This is a genomic window from Gleimia coleocanis DSM 15436 (genome assembly GCF_000159015.1).
GTDB classification, from domain to species: domain Bacteria; phylum Actinomycetota; class Actinomycetes; order Actinomycetales; family Actinomycetaceae; genus Gleimia; species Gleimia coleocanis.
On record NZ_DS999543.1, the window covers coordinates 331792 to 350554 of the forward strand.

The 18763-nt window shown below is 50.9% G+C and carries 19 protein-coding genes; 14 read left to right on the forward strand and 5 right to left on the reverse strand.

Features of this window, described 5'->3' with window-relative positions; all coding sequences use genetic code 11:
• Positions 1–10 precede the first annotated feature (10 nt).
• Together HMPREF0044_RS03310 and HMPREF0044_RS03315 are read left to right on the forward strand one after the other, a co-directional pair.
• Positions 11–919, forward strand: coding sequence for a tyrosine recombinase XerC (locus tag HMPREF0044_RS03310; RefSeq protein ID WP_006546691.1), 909 nt, complete (start codon positions 11–13; stop codon positions 917–919).
• Between the two features lie 57 nt (positions 920–976).
• On the forward strand, positions 977–2584 hold the full coding sequence (locus tag HMPREF0044_RS03315; RefSeq protein WP_006546692.1) for a BCCT family transporter: 1608 nt from the start codon (positions 977–979) through the stop codon (positions 2582–2584).
• On the opposite strand, the gene HMPREF0044_RS08420 is transcribed toward HMPREF0044_RS03315, so the two are convergent.
• Positions 2548–3123, reverse strand: a complete 576-nt coding sequence (locus tag HMPREF0044_RS08420) for a M23 family metallopeptidase (RefSeq protein ID WP_084799316.1) — start codon at positions 3121–3123, stop codon at positions 2548–2550. The two genes, HMPREF0044_RS03315 and HMPREF0044_RS08420, sit on opposite strands and share 37 nt — an antisense overlap.
• A 402-nt stretch (positions 3124–3525) precedes the next feature.
• Here HMPREF0044_RS08420 and rpsB point away from each other — a divergent pair, with 402 nt between their 5' ends.
• From rpsB to def, 12 genes are all read left to right on the forward strand, one after another.
• Positions 3526–4335 carry a 30S ribosomal protein S2 gene (gene rpsB / locus HMPREF0044_RS03325; protein WP_006546695.1) on the forward strand — a complete coding sequence of 270 codons (810 nt, stop codon included), beginning with the start codon at positions 3526–3528 and terminating at the stop codon, positions 4333–4335.
• A gap of 43 nt (positions 4336–4378) precedes the next feature.
• Entirely contained in the window at positions 4379–5209 is an 831-nt protein-coding gene (gene tsf / locus HMPREF0044_RS03330) for a translation elongation factor Ts (protein ID WP_006546696.1), read from the forward strand.
• 215 nt (positions 5210–5424) lie between these two features.
• Positions 5425–6159 (forward strand): UMP kinase, encoded by a 735-nt coding sequence (gene pyrH, locus HMPREF0044_RS03335; protein ID WP_006546697.1) that lies wholly within the window; start codon positions 5425–5427, stop codon positions 6157–6159.
• A 27-nt stretch (positions 6160–6186) separates the two neighbouring features.
• Positions 6187–6744 (forward strand): ribosome recycling factor, encoded by a 558-nt coding sequence (gene frr, locus HMPREF0044_RS03340; protein ID WP_006546698.1) that lies wholly within the window; start codon positions 6187–6189, stop codon positions 6742–6744.
• Between the two features lie 11 nt (positions 6745–6755).
• Entirely contained in the window at positions 6756–7625 is an 870-nt protein-coding gene (locus HMPREF0044_RS03345) for a phosphatidate cytidylyltransferase (RefSeq protein WP_084799317.1), read from the forward strand.
• Entirely contained in the window at positions 7619–8830 is a 1212-nt protein-coding gene (gene rlmN / locus HMPREF0044_RS03350; RefSeq protein ID WP_006546700.1) for a dual-specificity RNA methyltransferase RlmN, read from the forward strand. The genes HMPREF0044_RS03345 and rlmN overlap by 7 nt, the downstream gene beginning before the upstream one ends.
• Complete coding sequence (locus tag HMPREF0044_RS03355; protein WP_006546701.1) at positions 8827–9384, forward strand: DivIVA domain-containing protein; 558 nt, start codon at positions 8827–8829, stop codon at positions 9382–9384. Before rlmN ends, HMPREF0044_RS03355 begins: the two co-directional genes overlap by 4 nt.
• 3 nt (positions 9385–9387) lie before the next feature.
• Entirely contained in the window at positions 9388–10590 is a 1203-nt protein-coding gene (gene dxr / locus HMPREF0044_RS03360) for a 1-deoxy-D-xylulose-5-phosphate reductoisomerase (protein WP_006546702.1), read from the forward strand.
• 14 nt (positions 10591–10604) lie between these two features.
• On the forward strand, positions 10605–11858 hold the full coding sequence (locus HMPREF0044_RS03365; protein ID WP_006546703.1) for a M50 family metallopeptidase: 1254 nt from the start codon (positions 10605–10607) through the stop codon (positions 11856–11858).
• Between the two features lie 143 nt (positions 11859–12001).
• Positions 12002–13141, forward strand: coding sequence for a flavodoxin-dependent (E)-4-hydroxy-3-methylbut-2-enyl-diphosphate synthase (ispG, locus tag HMPREF0044_RS03370; RefSeq protein ID WP_211205082.1), 1140 nt, complete (start codon positions 12002–12004; stop codon positions 13139–13141).
• A gap of 47 nt (positions 13142–13188) precedes the next feature.
• Positions 13189–15000 (forward strand): proline--tRNA ligase, encoded by a 1812-nt coding sequence (locus HMPREF0044_RS03375; RefSeq protein WP_006546705.1) that lies wholly within the window; start codon positions 13189–13191, stop codon positions 14998–15000.
• Positions 14997–15488 (forward strand): peptide deformylase, encoded by a 492-nt coding sequence (gene def / locus HMPREF0044_RS03380; protein WP_006546706.1) that lies wholly within the window; start codon positions 14997–14999, stop codon positions 15486–15488. Before HMPREF0044_RS03375 ends, def begins: the two co-directional genes overlap by 4 nt.
• 98 nt (positions 15489–15586) lie before the next feature.
• On the opposite strand, the gene HMPREF0044_RS03385 is transcribed toward def, so the two are convergent.
• The 4 genes from HMPREF0044_RS03385 to HMPREF0044_RS03400 all read right to left on the reverse strand — a co-directional run bounded on the left by HMPREF0044_RS03385 (position 15587) and on the right by HMPREF0044_RS03400 (position 18752).
• Positions 15587–15907, reverse strand: a complete 321-nt coding sequence (locus HMPREF0044_RS03385) for an acyl carrier protein (RefSeq protein ID WP_006546707.1) — start codon at positions 15905–15907, stop codon at positions 15587–15589.
• Positions 15908–15929: 22 nt separating this feature from the next.
• Positions 15930–16430, reverse strand: a complete 501-nt coding sequence (locus tag HMPREF0044_RS03390) for a DUF3145 domain-containing protein (protein WP_006546708.1) — start codon at positions 16428–16430, stop codon at positions 15930–15932.
• Positions 16431–16673: 243 nt separating this feature from the next.
• Positions 16674–17690 carry a DUF5692 family protein gene (locus HMPREF0044_RS03395; protein ID WP_006546709.1) on the reverse strand — a complete coding sequence of 339 codons (1017 nt, stop codon included), beginning with the start codon at positions 17688–17690 and terminating at the stop codon, positions 16674–16676.
• A gap of 15 nt (positions 17691–17705) precedes the next feature.
• Complete coding sequence (locus tag HMPREF0044_RS03400) at positions 17706–18752, reverse strand: hypothetical protein (RefSeq protein WP_006546710.1); 1047 nt, start codon at positions 18750–18752, stop codon at positions 17706–17708.
• Positions 18753–18763: the final 11 nt, after the last annotated feature.

Genomic DNA, 18763 nt, shown 5'->3' on the forward strand with positions numbered 1-18763 from the left:
AAGGCAGGAAATGCATGAAACTAACCTAGCCTTGTTAAAAGACTTCACCACGTGGCTAGAACACTTCCGAGGATTCTCAACCCACACCCAACGGGCATACGAAAATGATGTGAAAGCCGCCCTCGAATACTGCTTCGGAAACGACCCATTCACCCCAATAGACTTCAATAGCCAAGCCCTGCGAAGTTTCCTATCCAATCGGATTCGCAAAGGCCACGCCCGGGCATCTGTCGCCCGCTACGCAGCCTCGCTCCGCCTCTTCAGCTCCTGGGCTCTCAAACAAGGACACCTTAACAGCGACCCCAGCTTGAAACTTAAAACCGCTAAAGTAGATAACCACTTGCCCCAAGTTCTCAGCCTGGAACAAATCAACCAACTATTTAACCACCTGGTTGAAACAGCCCAAACCGGGAACGTAAATGCCATCCGCGACTGGGCAACTAGTGAACTCTTATACTCGTGTGGCATCCGCGTCGCTGAACTTGTGGGGCTCAACCTCACCAGCGTGGACGGTAGTAACCGCACCTTACGCGTTATCGGGAAAGGCAACAAAGAACGCCTAGTCCCGTTTGGAACTCCCGCCTTGGAATCCCTGCGCGCCTGGGTGACACAAGGACGCCCCCAACTCGTAAACGAACGCAGCGGACAGGCCCTCTTCCTTGGCTCACGCGGGGGAAGAATCGACCAGCGCATCGTGCGTGAATGCCTAGAAAAAGCCTGCGTGCAAGCTGGCGTGCCGGTACTTTCCCCCCACGGCCTGCGGCACTGCGCTGCCACTCACATGCTCGAGGGCGGTGCAGATTTGCGTACCGTACAAGACATGCTCGGACACGCGTCCCTAGCCACCACGCAACGCTACACCCACGTAGACGCCGTACGTCTTTCAAATATCATGCGCCAAGCCCACCCACGGGCATAAATACACGAAATAAAGCTATCCTTAGAACAGTACAGAAAACTAAAAGAGGATAAACCGTTGGACAGCTCCAAGCCCCGCCGCTACAAGCCGAAACTAACTAAAGCTGACGTAGCGAAACTTCGCGCCAAAGCGCAAACCCTGAACCTACACGTTTTCATTGGATCCTCGGTGGCTGTCCTCTTCGTTGCCTGCCTGGCAATCTTCCTCCCCACCCAAACTCAAACCATTTTGGGTGCTGGAGTGGACTGGATTAGTCGCTGGCTAGGGTCCTTCTACATTGGCCTAGCCGGAGCTATCCTCGTTTTCGTGCTGATCCTGGCGTTCTCCCGCTTCGGAAACGTACGCTTAGGTGGCGTGGATGCGAAACCGGAGTTCTCAACTTTCGCGTGGGGGTCAATGCTTTTCGCAGCCGGCATCGGCACGGACATCATGTTCTTTTCTGTAGCTGAACCAATCTCACACTACATGTATCCTCCAGTCGGCACTGCCCAAACTCCAGAGGCAGCGCGGGAAGCCATCACCTGGACGCTTTTCCACTACGGGGTAATTGGCTGGGGCATGTACGCTCTTATGGGAATCGCTTTAGCCTACTTCGCTTATAACCGTAACCGCCCGCTTGCGGTGCGTTCAGCTTTGGCTCCTATTTTGAAAGAGCGTCTGCCGGGGCGTTGGGGGGATTTAGTTGATATTGCAGCTATTTTGGGTACCGTTTTCGGTGTGGCTGCCACGCTCGGTATTGGCGTAGTCCAGCTGAATGTGGGGTTACAGATTCTGTTTGGCATTTCTGTTGGGATTGGCGCGCAGATTGCACTGATCTTATTCGCTGTAATCATGACTGTAGTCTCATCAACAGCGGGTATTGAAAAAGGGATTCGTTTCCTTTCGCAGCTTAATATTTGGTTAGCTCTTGCCTTGGCAGGCTGGGTATTCATCACTGGTAAGACAGACTGGTTGATTCGTGCGCTAACTCTTAATATTGGTGATTTTACCGCTACGTTCCCGTCGCGTGTACTAAATACTTTCGCCTATGATGACTTGACTTCTTGGGTGAGCGACTGGACTCTGTTCTTCTGGGCTTGGTGGATTGCCTGGGCTTCTTTCATTGGTATGTTCTTGGCACGTATCTCGAAGGGGCGTTCCTTACGCGAGTTTATTTTCGGAACCATGTTTATTCCATTCGCGTACGTGCTGATGTGGATTTCTATTTTTGGTAACTCGGCTATTTCACTGGTTGAGGCGGGGGATAAGGCGTTTGCGCAGACAGTTTTGGAATCGCCAGAGCAGGGGTTTTATGAGCTTTTAGGGCATTTCCCGCTGGCTCCCGTGGTGATTGCAGTGGCAACTTTTGTAGGGCTCCTTTTCTACGTGACTTCCGCAGATTCCGGTGCTTTAGTGATGGGAAATTTGTCATCTAACCTGCCTGATTCAGCTACGGACGCGCATCCGGCGGTGAAGATTTGGTGGGCAGCCGTGACTGGTTTATTGACTGTGGCAATGCTTTTAGTTGATGGAATCCCCGCTTTACAGGACGCCACGATTATTATGGGGTTGCCGTTCTCATTAGTGCTTATTGCGGTAATGGCTGGCTTATATCGGGCTTTGAAAGCGGAGTATCCGGCTCCGCCGATTTACCCGGCAGAACCGATTGAAGATCCGGTGGAATAAGCGGACTTACTATTCTTAGAATGCAGATTTCCCGAGGGCGGTTCAGTCCAAGGTAAGAGCCTAGGTCTGCCAACTAAAAATTGCAGTGGGTTTAAGTACTTGCCGTTATCGGTCCGTACGCCCCAGTGTAGGCAGTTAGTGACTTTTCCGTTGCTTACGTGCCCAGGTTCCAAATACCCCAGTAAATCCCCTGGTTGTACGAGTTGGTTTTTACTTACCGTTACTTGGAGGGGTTCAAAACTAGTTTTTAATCCAGAGGGTGTTCGAATAGAAACAACTTTCCGGTCATTAAGCACACCTGCGTAAATGACCGTACCTGCGGTGGGCGCATATACCGCGGCACCTGGCAATGGACATAAATCAACACCTCGATGCCCAGACAACCACGTGTATTCAGGGGGCGTGAAGCGTTCACCAACTACTAGCGTTCCAGACAGCGGAGGAGACCAAATGTTCTGTTTGGGTGACTTAGCTGTGCTAGCGGGTAACCAAGTTAGATAAAAGGCAAGCAGCCAAACTGTAAAACGGGGGAGAGTCATAGCAGTATCTTTGCAAAATATTTGCGTAGCTGTAACAAACCGCCCTCGAGAATGTGGATAAGCTCGTCTCTAAAACTGCCTGTGTATAAACTCATATTCTCGCCTGCCGAAAAATCCATTCCGCCACTGCCAAAATCCCGCCAAATCAGATAAGATTATCAAGGCACTTTATGTAAAAAGTGACTATCGCGCGCCCGCAACTTCACAAAACGGCTAACCCCAATGGGGAACCCAGTGAAGAGAAGAAGCGAAGTCTTTGCAAAAACTTGCAGAGTGCGGATTCTGGGCGCTAGGGCCAGTTCAAACCTGAACTGGTAAACAACTGAAACTGAGTAACCGCGCGAAAGCCCGGTACTCCTGAAAATAAATACCTGCTTTAAGGTATTTGAAAGGAACCAAGTCATGGCACTTGTAACCATGCGTCAGCTCCTGGAAAGCGGCGTTCACTTCGGCCACCAGACCCGTCGCTGGAACCCAAAGATGAAGCGCTTCATCCTGACCGAACGTAACAACATCTACATCATCGACCTGCACCAGACCGTTGCAGACATCGATCGCGCTTACGAATTCGTGAAGGAAACCGTTGCACACGGTGGCAACATTCTGTTCGTTGGTACTAAGAAGCAGGCTCAGGAAGCAATCGAAGAGCAGGCACAGCGCGTAGGCATGCCATACGTAAACCACCGCTGGCTGGGCGGTATGCTGACTAACTTCAACACCGTATACAAGCGTATCCAGCGCATGAAGGAACTGGAACAGATTGACTTCGACGACGTAGCATCCTCTGGTCGCACCAAGAAGGAACTGCTGATGATGCGTCGTGAGCAGGAAAAGCTGGCTCGTTCCCTCGGCGGTATCCGCGACATGCAGAAGGTACCTTCCGCACTGTGGATCGTAGACACCAAGAAGGAACACCTGGCAATTGCTGAAGCTAAGAAGCTGAACATCCCAGTTGTTGCAATCCTGGACACCAACTGTGACCCAGACGAAGTAGATTACGGTATCCCAGGCAACGACGATGCAATCCGCTCCGTTGGCATCCTGACCCGCGTAATCTCTGACGCTGTAGCAGCAGGCCTGGTAGCACGCTCCGAAAAGCGCAACCGCGCAGGCGAAGCAGCTGAAGCAGAGCCAATGGCTGAATGGGAACGCGACCTGCTGGCAACTGAAGAAGCTCCAGTAGAAGCACCAGCTGAAACCGAAGAAGCCTGAGCTTCTTAACTGTTTCATATAAACCCTCAAAAGAAGGATAAAAATGGCTAACTACACTGCAGCCGACGTAAAGGCACTGCGCGACCAGACCGGCGCAGGCATGATGGACGTTAAGAAGGCTCTGGAAGAAGCTAACGGCGACAAGGAAAAGGCATTGGAAATCATTCGCCTTTCCGGCCTGAAGTCTCTTGCAAAGCGTGAAGACCGTACCGCATCCGCAGGTCTGATTGCTGGCACCGTAGTCGACAACAAGGTCGGCGTAATGGTTGAAGTTAACTCTGAAACCGACTTCGTTGCAAAGAACGAAAAGTTCATCGCATTCGCAAACAAGGTACTGGAAGCTGCAGTAGCTTCCGGAGCAGCTGATGTAGATGCACTGCTGGCAGCACCAGTTGAAGACGGCAAGGTTTCTGACCTGGTTGACAACATGGGCGCAGTTATTGGCGAAAAGATTCAGGTTCGCCGCGTTGTTCGCGTAGAAGGCGACAATGTTGCACTGTACCTGCACCAGACTTCTGCTGACCTCCCAGCACAGGTTGGCGTTCTGGTAGCAGGCTCTGAAACCCTGGCTGGCCTGGGCCGCGACGTTGCAATGCACATTGCAGCATTCTCCCCAGATTTCGTCTGCCGTGAAACCGTTCCAGCAGACGTAATCGAAAAGGAACGCGAAACCCTGACCAAGCTGACCCTTTCCGAAGGTAAGCCAGAACACATCGTTCCAAAGATCGTTGAAGGTCGTCTGGACGCTTTCTTCCAGGACAACTGCCTGGTAGATCAGGACTTCGCAAAGGATCCTTCCAAGAAGGTATCCGCTGTACTGGCTGAAGCTGGTGCATCCGTACAGTCTTTCGTACGCGTACAGGTTGGCGCCTGATACTAGTCGCTAAATAGCCCTGTTTGCCGGTTAGATTTCTAATCGTGTAAACAGGGCTATTTTGTTGCGTGCGAACAGAAAGATAATTCGCGCAGGTAAGAGTGGGATTATCACGAAAACAGCTCTAAGCCGGTATTATAGAAACGGTAACTTAGGCTTAAGTCTGCAAGCTACCGACCACACAGTGCAAACATACGCGGAACGCAGGAGAACTAATGTCTGAATCAGCGAATAAACCACGTCGCGTCCTTTTGAAATTATCCGGCGAAGTATTTGGTGGCGGCTCCATTGGGCTAGATCCAAATGTGGTGCGTTCCGTAGCAGCCCAGATTGCTAAAGCAGTAGTCGAAGGCGTACAAGTAGCAATCGTAGTAGGCGGCGGTAACTTTTTCCGTGGCGCAACCCTTTCACAAAATGGTTTAGACCGTGCGCGTGCAGACTACATGGGTATGCTTGGCACTGTCATGAATGCGCTGGCACTGCAGGATTTCTTGGAACAAGAAGGCGTTACTACCCGCGTACAGTCCGCTATCTCTATGGGGCAAGTTGCTGAACCATACATTCCATTGAAAGCTATCCGTCACATGGAAAAGGGACGTGTAGTAGTCTTTGGTGCCGGTGCTGGTTTACCATACTTCTCAACTGACACTGTTTCCGCACAGCGCGCTCTGGAAACCCGCTGTGATGAACTACTGGTAGCAAAGAACGGCGTGGACGGTATTTACACTGATGACCCACGTAAGAACCCTGACGCTACCCGCATTGACTTCGTCACCTACAGTGACGCATTGGCACAGGGCCTGAAAGTGGTGGACGCAGCAGCGTTCTCACTGTGCCAGGATAACCAACTCAACATGCGCGTATTCGGCATGACTGAACCCGGTAACGTCACCGCAGCCCTGCTGGGGGAAAAGATCGGTACCCTGGTATCCACTGAACCACTAAACTAAGACCCTAACCTCACCCAAGGAGTAATCATGATTGAAGACGCAATGCTACTTGCCGAAGAAGGCATGGAAAAAGCACTGGCAGCTACTAAACGCGAATTCGGTAATATCCGTACCGGTCGTGCAAACCCAGAAACCTTCAACAGCCTGCTGGTAGATTACTATGGCGCCCCAACTCCACTACAGCAGCTGGCATCCGTACAGATTCCAGAAGCACGTATGGTGCTGGTAAGCCCATATGACCGCTCTGCAATGCAGGCTATTATCACTGCTATCCGCGAATCTGACCTGGGCGTAAACCCAACTGACGACGGTAACGTAATCCGCTGCACTCTGCCAGCACTCACTGAAGAACGTCGTAAGGAATATGTGAAACTGGCTAAGTCCAAGGCAGAAGACGGCCGTGTTTCCATCCGTAACGTTCGTCGTAAGGCTAAGGAAGAACTCGATCGTATCAAGAAAGACGGCGAAGCTGGCGAAGACGAAGTAGAACGCGCAGAAAAAGAACTTGAAACCCTCACCAAGAATTTCGTAGCTAAGGTTGATGCTGAACTGGATGCTAAGGAAAAGGACCTGATGACGGTCTGAGGAGCTTTACTTTGAACTTGCAACAGTTAATTCACCCAGGTCCCACCCAAAACCATGAGCCACTTCCGGCTTCTGGTAAAGCTGGTCGTAATCTCCCAGCTGCACTGGCTGTGGGCTTTAGCATGGCATTTGTGTCACTGGGAGCCCTGTTCTTATCGAATATTGCTTTCCTAGTTTTGATGTCCACGTTTGCTGTAGTTGCCCTGTGGGAATTAGCTGGTGCATTCGCTCGTAAAGGTCATCAAGTAGTTTTGCCTCCCGCCTGGATTGGCGCGGTTGGCATGATTATTTGTGCATGGACGCTAGGACTGGAAGCAGTCCTAGCGGCCCTGTGCTTCACTATTGCCGCTATCGCTATCTGGCGAGTTTTAGACGGCACTGGGGAAAACGCTCTGATGGACGTGATGATCACTGCTTTCTCACTGGTTTACGTGGGATTGCTGGCATCTTTCGTGGTGTTCATCTTAGCGTCCCCCTATAAGATTCCGGCAGTAATGCTATTCATTGCTCTAGCTGTAGCTAACGATTTAGGTGGTTGGGCAGCAGGAATTACTTTCGGAAAACACCCTATGGCACCCAAGATTTCCCCTAAGAAATCGTGGGAAGGCTTTGCAGGTTCTATCCTGGCGTCCATCACTGTGGGCGTTGGCGGGATGGTTTATCTGGGTGCTTCCTGGTGGTGGGGCATTATTCTTGCGATTTTGACTACTATTGCCGCAACTACGGGTGATTTGGTCGAATCCTTGATTAAACGTGACGTAGGCTTGAAAGATATGTCGAATCTGCTACCAGGGCACGGTGGTCTTATGGACCGCATGGACTCTTTGCTGATGGTAGCTCCTGTAGTCTATTTGGTATTGCGAGTTGCCCTTCCATGGTGAAAGTTCCTGTAAATCTTAACCGTTCCGGTCGGCAGGTTATGCCTACTGACCAGGCTCCAGAGGGGGCAACTTCTCCGGATGCGAAACCGGTATTGCAGTTTACTGCGAAGCGTCGCGGTAAAGCGCCTTCTCACTTGGCTGATTTAGATTTATCTGGACGTAAGCAGGTACTGAAAGATGCTGGTTTACCGGCTTTCCGCGCCGACCAGCTTTCTCGCCATTACTTTGGCAACTATGTTGCAGACCCAGCACAAATGTCCGACCTGCCAAAAAACATGGTAGATCAGGTGCGAGATTCTTTGATGCCAACCCTGGTTAAGCCAGTGCGCACACTGGAAGCAGACGGCGGTTTAACTATTAAACATCTGTGGGAACTTTTTGATGGTTCTCGCGTGGAATCCGTCCTTATGCGTTACCCGCAGCGCACGACCCTGTGTATTTCTTCGCAGGCTGGGTGCGGTATGGCTTGTCCTTTCTGCGCAACTGGGCAGATGGGCCTGACTCGTAATCTTTCAACTGCGGAAATCGTTGAGCAGGTTCGTCTGGCAGCGAAAGCTTGTGAAGATGGGGATCTGGAGGGCGGTCCAACCCGACTGTCGAATATCGTATTCATGGGTATGGGAGAGCCACTGGCCAACTACAAGGCGATTGTCGAAACCCTGGATCGTTTGATTAAGGAGTCCCCAGAGGGCTTTGGTCTGTCTGCACGCAATATTACGGTTTCAACGGTTGGTCTAGTCCCAGCTATCGATAAGCTGGCAAAACTTGGACATCCAGTTACTTTAGCGATTTCCCTACATGCTCCTGATGATGAGCTACGTGACGAGCTTATTCCTATTAACTCGCGTTGGAAAGTAGGGGAGTTGCTAGACGCAGCCCGACGCTACTTTGTGGCAACGGGGCGTCGCGTTTCCATTGAATACGCTTTGATTCGTGATATGAATGATCATGCGTGGCGTGCGCAGCTTTTAGCTGACGAGCTGAATAAACGCGGTCATGGTTGGGCTCACGTTAATCCGATTCCACTGAACCCAACACCAGGTTCCATCTGGACGGCTTCAACTAAGAAAGCCCAGCAGGAATTTGTTGAAATCCTGCGGAAGAACGGTATTTCAACTACTATTCGTGACACTCGAGGATCAGATATTGATGGTGCTTGCGGTCAGCTGGCTACCACCGTTGCAAAGGAAGAGGAAGCAAAATGAAGGGTAAGTTCCCTCGCGTTAAGTTCCTGAAGAAGGGCTACGACACTGCTGCAGTAGATGAATTCTTCGAATTCGCAGAACAGGCATACACGGGTGGTTTGCCTGCTTCCGAGTTCTCTGCAGAACAGGTACGCCGAGCAATGTTCCCTCTGGTTCGTGGTGGCTACGACCCATACACCGTTGACGCTGCCCTGGACCGTATGGAAGGCGGTTTCATTCAGCGTGACCGTGCAAACCACGTGGCAGTAAACGGTGAAGCTGCTTGGCTGGCACACGTAGCAGACCGAGCAACCACTCTTTACCCACGTTTGTCTCGCCCGGAAGGTGAACGCTTCGCCCACCCAGAAAAAGATCAGCCAGGCTATTCTGCTGAAGCAGTAGACGCTTTCCTGGCGCGCCTGGCAGACTTCTTTGACCAGAATGAGCCTCTCACTGTACGTGAAATTCGCTCACTCACCTTCCCACCTGCGAAGGAACAGAAAGCATACGTTGAAGGGGCAGTAGACGCTTACCTGGCTCGCGTAATCGAAATCCTACTATCCGTAGAAAGCTAAAACATGAACAGGCGCGAACTGGTGCTGCTGGGTTCTACTGGTTCCATCGGCACACAGTGCCTGGACATTGTAGCGAAATACCCCGAACGCATTAAAGTTGCTGCGTTAGCAGCTGGTGGCGGTAACCTGCAACTCCTGGCAGAACAAGCCCAGGCACACCGTCCTCGAGAAATCGCAATTTATTCTGGGAATAAAGCCGAACTGGAAAAACTGCTCCACGAAAAAGGCGTAGTAGCAAAAGTTTCTGTCGGCCCGGAAGCCGTCGTCGCGGTCGCTAGCATGCTCGACGAAAACGGGATTGTTCTCAACGGAATCAATGGGGGAGTAGGTCTCCTTCCTACGCTCGCAGCGCTTGAATCTGGCGCTACCCTGGCTCTGGCAAATAAAGAATCCCTGGTGGTTGGCGCGCCCCTGGTCAAAAAAGCCTGCGTACGCCCCGGGCAAATTATCCCAGTTGATTCCGAACACTCTGCGATCGCCCAATGTTTGCTCTCAGGACGTCACGGCAAAGGCCTAACCGTCCCTGAAATCACGGGTGACACAGAAGTTGCCCACTTAGTCCTCACCGCTTCTGGCGGACCATTCCGCGGGAAAACTCGTGCCGACTTACAAAACATTACCGCTCAACAAGCTTTGCAACACCCAACCTGGAGCATGGGGCCGGTAGTTACTATTAACTCTTCAACCCTGATGAATAAAGGGCTGGAACTAATCGAAGCACATGTGCTTTTCGATATCGCCCCTAAAGATATTCAAGCGGTAATCCACCCACAATCCATCGTACATTCAATGGTTACTTTCAAAGATGGTGCCACCATCGCACAGGCCAGCCCACCAAGCATGCATCTGCCGATTGCCCTGTCGCTCTCTTGGCCGCACCGTTGGGACGACATTGAACCAGCCTGTGTTTGGGACCAGCCCACCGCCTGGACCTTCGAACCTGTCGATAATGAAACTTTCCCAGCATTAGACTTAGCCCGCCACAGCGTAGCAACATCAGATACGCATCCGACAGTAATGAACGCTGCAAATGAAGTTTGCGTAGACTCATTCTTACGTGAAAAGTTGCCGTACCTGGCGATTGTAGATACTGTAGCTGAGATTGTTGATGCACATGAAGGGTTAGTAAACCCAACTTTGGACGAGATTCTCAGCGTCCAAGATTGGGCGGTTACAGCAGCCACGGAGCGTGTATCTAAACTGTAGGAAAGAGGCATTTCATGTACGTTCTGGGCATTTTTCTGATGATTCTAGCAATCGTAATTTCCGTTGCGATTCATGAGCTTGGTCATCTTCTTCCCGCTAAGAAATTCGGCGTTTACGTCCCGGAATACATGATTGGTTTCGGCCCGAAACTCTGGTCAGTCAAAAAAGGAGATACCGAGTACGGTGTGAAAGCTATCCTGCTGGGTGGTTACGTACGTTTAGTCGGTATGTTTGCTCCCGCTCGTCCGGGTACGAAAACTCATACTAAGGGTGGGCAACTTACTTTAGCTGAGGAGGCGCGCCAACATTCCGCTTCAGAAGTCCCTGCAGGTAGAGAGAACCAAGTATTCTACAAGCTTAAGACTTGGCATAAACTGGTGGTCATGTTTGGGGGCCCGCTTACGAACCTGGTACTGTCGGTAGTTCTTTTAGCCGTGGTAATCATGGGATTTGGGATAAACCAGCCTGTTCCAACGGTTTCTAAGCCCCTGATGTGTTTAGGAACCTTAGAAACTTCTTGTACTGCTAGTCACCCGGCGTCCCCAGCTACAGCTGCGGGTTTGCAAGCGGGGGATAGGGTAGTTGCTTTAGCAGGGAAACCGGTAGAAAAATTTGCTGATTTGGGGCAGATTTTGGCAACTTTACCTGTTAAAGATGGTGTTACTCAGCCGGTAGAACTCAAGTACATTCGTGCTGGGAAAGAACAGCGTACGCAGATTACCCCGGTTGAATATGAGGGCTCATTGAAACTTGGTATCGTGGGTTCGATTGAACGGGTTCACGGCAGTTTTGGAGATGTTCTTTCCCAGACTGGTCAGGGCTTGCAACAGACTGCTGGGATTGTTTTGGTTTTACCTCAGCAGGTTTGGAATACTGCTGTGGGTTTGGTTTCCGGAGCGGAACGACAGCCTGACGGCGTGCTTTCGATCGTGGGGGTTAGCCGCATTGCTGGGGAAGTAACGGCTGCGGATTCGCCTGCGACGTTACTTGATCGATTTAGCGCCCTGTTAGGGTTGTGGGCTTCCTTGAACTTGGCATTATTCGTTTTTAATATGATTCCGCTACCACCTTTAGATGGTGGGCATATTGCGGGCGCGATTTACGAGGGCGGAAGGCGAGCTGTATTTCGTTTACTTGGAAAACCTGATCCAGGTCCAGCTGATACGGCGAAGCTCGTTCCATTAGCACAAATCATGGTCGGATTCTTTGGGATTATGACTCTGATTCTGGTCTTTGCAGACCTGTGGAACCCGATTCACTTGCCTTAAACGGTGTGATGAGTGGGACGCCCTCGGGAAATAAGAGCCAGGGTGGGAAACTGTGTAAAAAATCGTGGAAAAGTCCGTGCACAGTTAGGCGTTTTCGCTAATTCTGAGGGATAATAGATACCGTGAGTGAAATTTCTTTAGGTATGCCACGGATTAAGACTCCAGAAGAGTTTGCTGGCTTTCCACGCCGCCAAACCCGCTTAATCCATGTAGGAGACGTCCCGGTTGGTGGGGGATCTCCTGTATCCGTGCAGTCAATGACCACCACCAAAACCACTGATATCGGCGCCACCCTGCAGCAGATTGCGGAATTAACCGCAGCTGGTTGCGATATCGTGCGTGTTGCCTGCCCCTCCGCAGATGACGCTGAAGCTCTGCCGATTATCGCGAAAAAATCTACGATCCCGGTTATTGCAGACATTCACTTCCAGCCGAAGTACGTTTTCGCTGCAATTGAAGGTGGTTGCGCAGCAGTACGCGTAAACCCAGGTAATATTCGTAAATTTGATGACCAGGTTAAAGACATCACCAAAGCGGCGCGTGACCAAGGGGTTTCTTTGCGTATTGGTGTGAACGCAGGTTCTTTGGACCCACGTCTGCTGCAAAAGTACGGTAAGGCAACTCCAGAAGCACTGGCTGAATCCGCTATGTGGGAAGCTTCTCTCTTTGAAGAACATGACTTCCATGACTTCAAGATTTCCGTGAAACACCACGACCCAATCACCATGATTCGCGCCTACGAGATCCTGGCTGACTCCGGTGACTGGCCACTGCACTTGGGGGTAACTGAAGCTGGCCCACAGTTCCAAGGAACCATTAAGTCTGCTACTGCTTTCGGTGCACTGCTTCGCCAGGGGATTGGTGATACGATTCGAGTTTCCCTGTCTGCGCCACCAGTGGAAGAAGTTAAGGTTGGCATTGAAATCCTGCAGTCCTTGGGGTTGCGTGAACGTACACTGGAAATCGTTTCCTGCCCATCTTGTGGTCGCGCACAGGTAGACGTTTATACCTTGGCAGAACAGGTATCTGAAGGGTTGAAAGACCTGAAAGTACCTTTGCGTGTCGCTGTAATGGGCTGTGTCGTAAACGGTCCAGGTGAAGCCCGTGAAGCTGACTTAGGCGTGGCTTCCGGTAACGGTAAGGGCCAGATCTTCATTAAGGGTAAGACCGTTGCTACGGTTTCCGAAGATCAGATTGTAGAAACCCTGATTGAACACGCTAACCGCCTTGCTGAAGAAATGGGTCTGGAAGCAGGCTCGGGCGAAATCGATATTGTTGGCTGATTAAAGCCACCCCGAATTTTTAAAACACTGAAGATAGAGGTCTCTAAATGTTGAAGAATATGTCAAGTTTCTTCGTGCGTACCCTGCGCGAAGACCCAGCAGACGCGGAAGTAACCAGCCACAAGCTGCTGGTTCGTGCCGGCTACATTCGTCGTACTGCACCGGGTATCTACACTTGGCTACCACTTGGTCTGCAGGTTCTGAAGCGGATTGAAAAAGTTGTCCGTGAAGAAATGGATGCTGTTGGCGCACAGGAAGTTCACTTCCCAGCACTACTACCAGCAGAACCATATCAAAAGACCAATCGTTGGGAAGAATACGGCCCAACTCTCTTCAAACTACGTGACCGTAAGGCCGCTGACTACCTGCTGGCTCCAACTCACGAAGAAATGTTCACTCTGCTGGTTAAGGATATGTACTCTTCCTACAAGGACCTGCCAGTAACCCTCTACCAGATTCAGACTAAGTACCGTGACGAAGCCCGTCCACGTGCAGGTCTGATTCGTGGTCGTGAATTCGTGATGAAGGATGCCTACTCCTTTGATATTGACCAAGAAGGTTTGAACACGTCTTACGACCTGCAGCGTCAGGCATATCAGCGTATTTTTGAACGCCTCGGTCTGGAATACGTTATCTGCTCAGCAATGTCCGGTGCAATGGGTGGTTCCCGTTCTGAAGAATTCTTGCACCCATGTGAAATCGGTGAAGACACTTTCGTGCGCTCCCCAGGCGGTTACGCAGCAAATGCTGAAGCAGTAACCACTCCAGTCCCAGCGCCAGTTGACGCGACTAACGTACCTGCATTCAGCGTTCACGAAACCCCAGGCGCAAAGACTATGGAAGCACTGGTCGAATACTCCAACGAACACTATCCACGCGCTGAAGGTGATTGGACTGCAGCTAATATGCTTAAGAGCGTAGTAGTTGCTCTGACCCACCCAGATGGTGAGCGTGAGGTAATGGTTATCGCTATTCCAGGCGACCGTGAAGTAGACATGAAGCGCGTGGAAGCTGCTGTTTCCCCAGCTGAAGTTGAAATGGCATCAGCCGCTGACTTCGAAAATCACCCTGAGCTGGTTGCCGGATACCTTGGTCCACAGGCTTGTGGTCCAAACTCTCCACTGCGTACCGTAGACGAAGACGGTAAGATTTCTGGTTCCGTACGCCTGCTCGTAGATCCACGAGTAGTTGAAGGTACCTCTTGGATTGCTGGTGGCAACGAAGTAGATAAGCACGTTTACAACCTAGTTATGGGCCGTGACTTTACTGCTGACGGTACTATCGAAGCAGCTGAAATCCGTGAAGGCGATCCAGCACCAGACGGCTCCGGGCCACTGGAACTAGCTCGCGGTATCGAAATCGGTCACATCTTCCAGCTGGGTAAGAAGTACGCAGAAGCACTGGACCTGAAAGTTCTGGACCAGAACGGTAAGACCCAGGTAGTTACCATGGGCTCCTATGGTGTGGGCGTTTCCCGTGTACTGGCGGCACTAGCAGAATCTTGCAACGACGAAAACGGCTTGGCATGGCCAATGATTTTAGCTCCATTCCACCTGCAGGTACTGGCAACTGGTAAGGGCGAAGAACTATTCGAAACTGCTGGTTCCATTGCTAAGGCAGTATCCGACGCTGGGTTTGACGTACTCTACGATGATCGTCCAAAGGTATCCGCTGGCGTTAAGTTCGCTGACGCGGAACTGTTGGGCATGCCATATGTGCTGGTAGTTGGCCGTGGCCTCAAGGATGGGGTAGTGGAACTACGCGACCGTCGCAACGGTACTGCAGTAGAACTTCCAGTAGCAGAAGCAAGCGCAGAAATACTGCGCGTTTTGGAAGAGAACCGGGAGTCTAACCGATGACCTACCGTGAAATTCGAGTAATCGGCGACCCAATACTTCGTACTCCTTGCGAGTGGATTACTGACATCGACGATAAGGTAAAAGGTCTGGTAGAAGACCTACTGGAAAACGTAGATATGGATGGCCGTGCAGGTCTGGCCGCAAACCAGATTGGGGTGGGCTTACGCGCGTTCTCTTGGAACATCGACGGCGACATCGGCTACGTTCTTAACCCAAAGTTAGTTGAAGCATCTATGGAAGAGGAATACCAAGACGGTGATGAGGGCTGTCTGTCTGTTCCTGGTCTGTGGTTCCCAACTAAGCGTGCTTGGTACGCTCGGGTTGAAGGCATCAACTTAGATGGTAAGAAGATTATCGTCGAAGGTGAAGAGCTGATGGCTCGTTGCCTGCAGCATGAATGTGATCACCTGGAAGGCATGCTTTACCTAGATCGTCTGGATCGTGCAATGCGTCGTAAGGCGATGAAGGAAGTTCGCGAAAAACTGTGAACTTAAAATAAGCAACTTTTAAAACGTTTGCCCACATGAGAAAGTAGGTTTTCATGTGGGCAAACGTTTTTCTACACTTATCAGTATGAAAACGTAAGTTAGGCAGATTTAACGAGGGCAACTAAGTCCGCTAAAGTCTGGCACTCAGTAACCTCAGAATCCTTCAACTTTACTTTCAAATCATCTTCAATGCGTGATACAACCGCGAATAAAGCAATCGGATGTAAATCAAAATCCTCTTGCAAACGCAGGTCTAAACGGTAATCTGCAGCCGGCAAATCTGAAACATCCAGCATAGCTGCAACCACGGTTTCCCAGACTTTATCAGGTGAAGCACCAGATTCCCCGCCCTCGGAAGAATCCGAAACTGGATCTTCTGGAAGCTGCATGCCTAATAAATCAGCGATTGAAGTTCCCATTATTATCTTTCTTTAAACCTACTCAGCTGACCTGGTGTAGCCAGCGTACTGCTACACCATCACCAGCGTAGCGGAATACTTCCAGCTCATCATCCCAAGGCTGTCCCATCGCTAACTCTAAGGATTCTTGCAGTTCTGCTAGGGAAGAAGCAGACTCCATCGCAAAGCGAATCCGATCCTCAGGGATAGTCATATTGCCGGAAACATCCATAGGGGCATGGAAGATTCCCAGTGAGGGGGTGTGGCACCAGCGGGCGCCGTCGGACCCGCGGACAGGTTCTTCAGTGATTTCGTAGCGAAGTTGATCCCACCCACGCAGTGCGGAAGCAAGCTTAGCGCCGGTGCCAACTGGGCCGACCCAGGCATATTCGGTGCGGAAAGTACCGGCTTCAGCAGGTTGTTTAACCCATTCTAAACGAACTTCTAAGCCGAGTACGTTGGCGAGGTTCCACTCTAGGTGCGGGCATAACGCGGGAGGCGCAGAGTGCACAAAAACGACACCGCGCGTGTAACTTCCGGTCATAATCGCTCCAATCTGTTGAGGACCGTCTTCCCCTACGACCTCATTTTGGGCAACCGGGCGTGCAGTGTAGTTTAATTATGCCCTAAAACCCGCGGAAAAGTTGGCAGGATAGCGATTCGGCGTGGCAGATTTCAGATTCTCGAGGGTGGTACCTTATAGGTCTCAAAGAAATACAAAGCTAAAGGTAAAGAAAATCCCGCGCCAAAGTTGAAAAACTCGACGCGGGATGATCTGCTGTAATAGCTACTTATGTAGTGGCCACAGTTGCTCAGGAAGTTTACCTATTCTTGCAGCAATTCCAGATTTAACTTCTGCTGAAGCAGTGCGTTCTGAGAGTTCCAGAGCAGCAGGTAAATCTGAGTAGAGTTCCTGGGTGAGCGGATTACGTTTGGTAACGAGAATCCGGCGCACATGGTAGACGAAAACTCCCAGGTTGAATACGAAGGATGCTACTGCCAAAATCAGCATTGCGGTCGCAGAGTGACTTGGACGGTGAGCGAAAATCGAATCATGCATGAATGCTGGGAAAGTCAGGACCACCGCAGACCAATAGGTCAGGGTGTATGCGCGGTATTGAATCCAGGATCCTTTACCGAAAGGTAGTACGGCTGGAATCGTACAGGCTAGGAGCAACGCTACCCCTGAGTACCAAGCGCGGTCAGATAAACAGTTGTAGACGTAGGAAAGATTCCACAGGTCGTAGCCAATAATCCACCAGATTGTTAAATCCGTCCAGATGATGGCTTTACTCTTATCGTTTGCCACGTAGATGCCAGCCCAGCCACAAATCATGATTAGATTGAGGAATCCGGCAGCGGCATTTAGTAGGTTCCATGGTCCGCCCCAGGTCCATAGTCCATTTACTGGGTCAGCACCGTGAATGCTGTAGCACTGTATGTCGCGTATGACGGCTTCGGCAATGTTTACTGCCAGAATCAGTGGTGGCAACATGAGGTACAGACGGGATTTTTGGAGCTTTGGGAAATACTGCAATGCTACTAGGGAGAGAGAACCAGCTAGAGCTGAGTACTGTTTAACTATTGCGAACCAGCCAGCTGAATGGGTTCCTGCAGTGGAGTAGGGCCACCAAAAAACGGTGAGGAGGATTGGAACTACGATGAAAGTGGTAATTGCGAACCACTTGGAGCGCTGTGCCAGCCAAGCTCCGAATGCTAATCCGAAGATTACGATGGCGAGCATTAGGTAGTCCCACCATTCTCCTACTTCGAAGAAGAGTAGGGTAGGGTAATCGACGTTCATGGAATCTCCTTAAAATCAGGCTTCCTTACCCCAGTTTTCTAGGTAAGTACGTTCCATCTTCTGGCGAATCTGTTCATTCCAATCGAACTTTGGTTCAGTCCAACCGTCGAAATATTCGGGATCGACAATATCTGCCCAAGGGGAATCTGGACCAGTTGGTGGCCATTCAGGATTGTCAGTTACTGGAGGGCGGATTTCTGCAACTGCTGGTGATTGACGACCGTATCGCATCCATTGAGTGTAGGTATCTTCGAATAGTGGGGTACCATCCCAACGTCCTGCTGGGGTCTTGGACCAGAAGCGGCCACCGAGGACGCCGCGCATGAATTTGCCGTGCCACTGTTCCTTTTTACGGAATTCTGCTACGCGTTTTACGTATAGGTTTTGTAGGTGGGCCATGCAGCCACCAATTAGTTCAATGTTGATCCAGTTGATTGCGGCTGCGGTTTTTGTGTCTGGTTCGAAACCGATACGCCAGTGGTTAATGAGGCGGCAACGGTTTCCTTTTAGGGGGACGATGTAAAAACACCAGGCTGCTGCATAGTGGGTCATCATGGGGAAACGGAATGCGTAGGACCCTGGGGCGGCTGGTGGGGTTTTAGTGTCTACCCATTGCACTAGGTATTTTCCTGGCACGACATCAGCCCATTCCATGGTCATGCCGTGGTAATCGAATGCGGCTACGTCGCCGGGGAGTAGGGAGTCGGGTTGTTGGAATTCTTCCTGGATTTCGTAGGAGTTAAAGAATGGTAGGCGAGCGAAAGTGCGTTCTAGGAATTCTGATGAGAATGAGCCAGATTTATCGCAGCCAATTTGTTTGAAGATGCGGTATACGGCGTATGCGGGAGCATCGATGTCGATAGCGTAGGTGGAGGAGCGACCGTTCTTATAGTTTGCATCGATAATGTCATCTGCCGGGTAAACCCATTCTTGTTCGGCTTTGGTGGCTTTACCGCTGAGTTGGGAGAATCCGATTAGACCGGAGAGACCAGCTACACCAAGCGCGCCGGCAACTTTGGCGATGGCCTTAGGGTTTATGTTAATGGTGATTTGTTTCGTCATTGGACAACTCA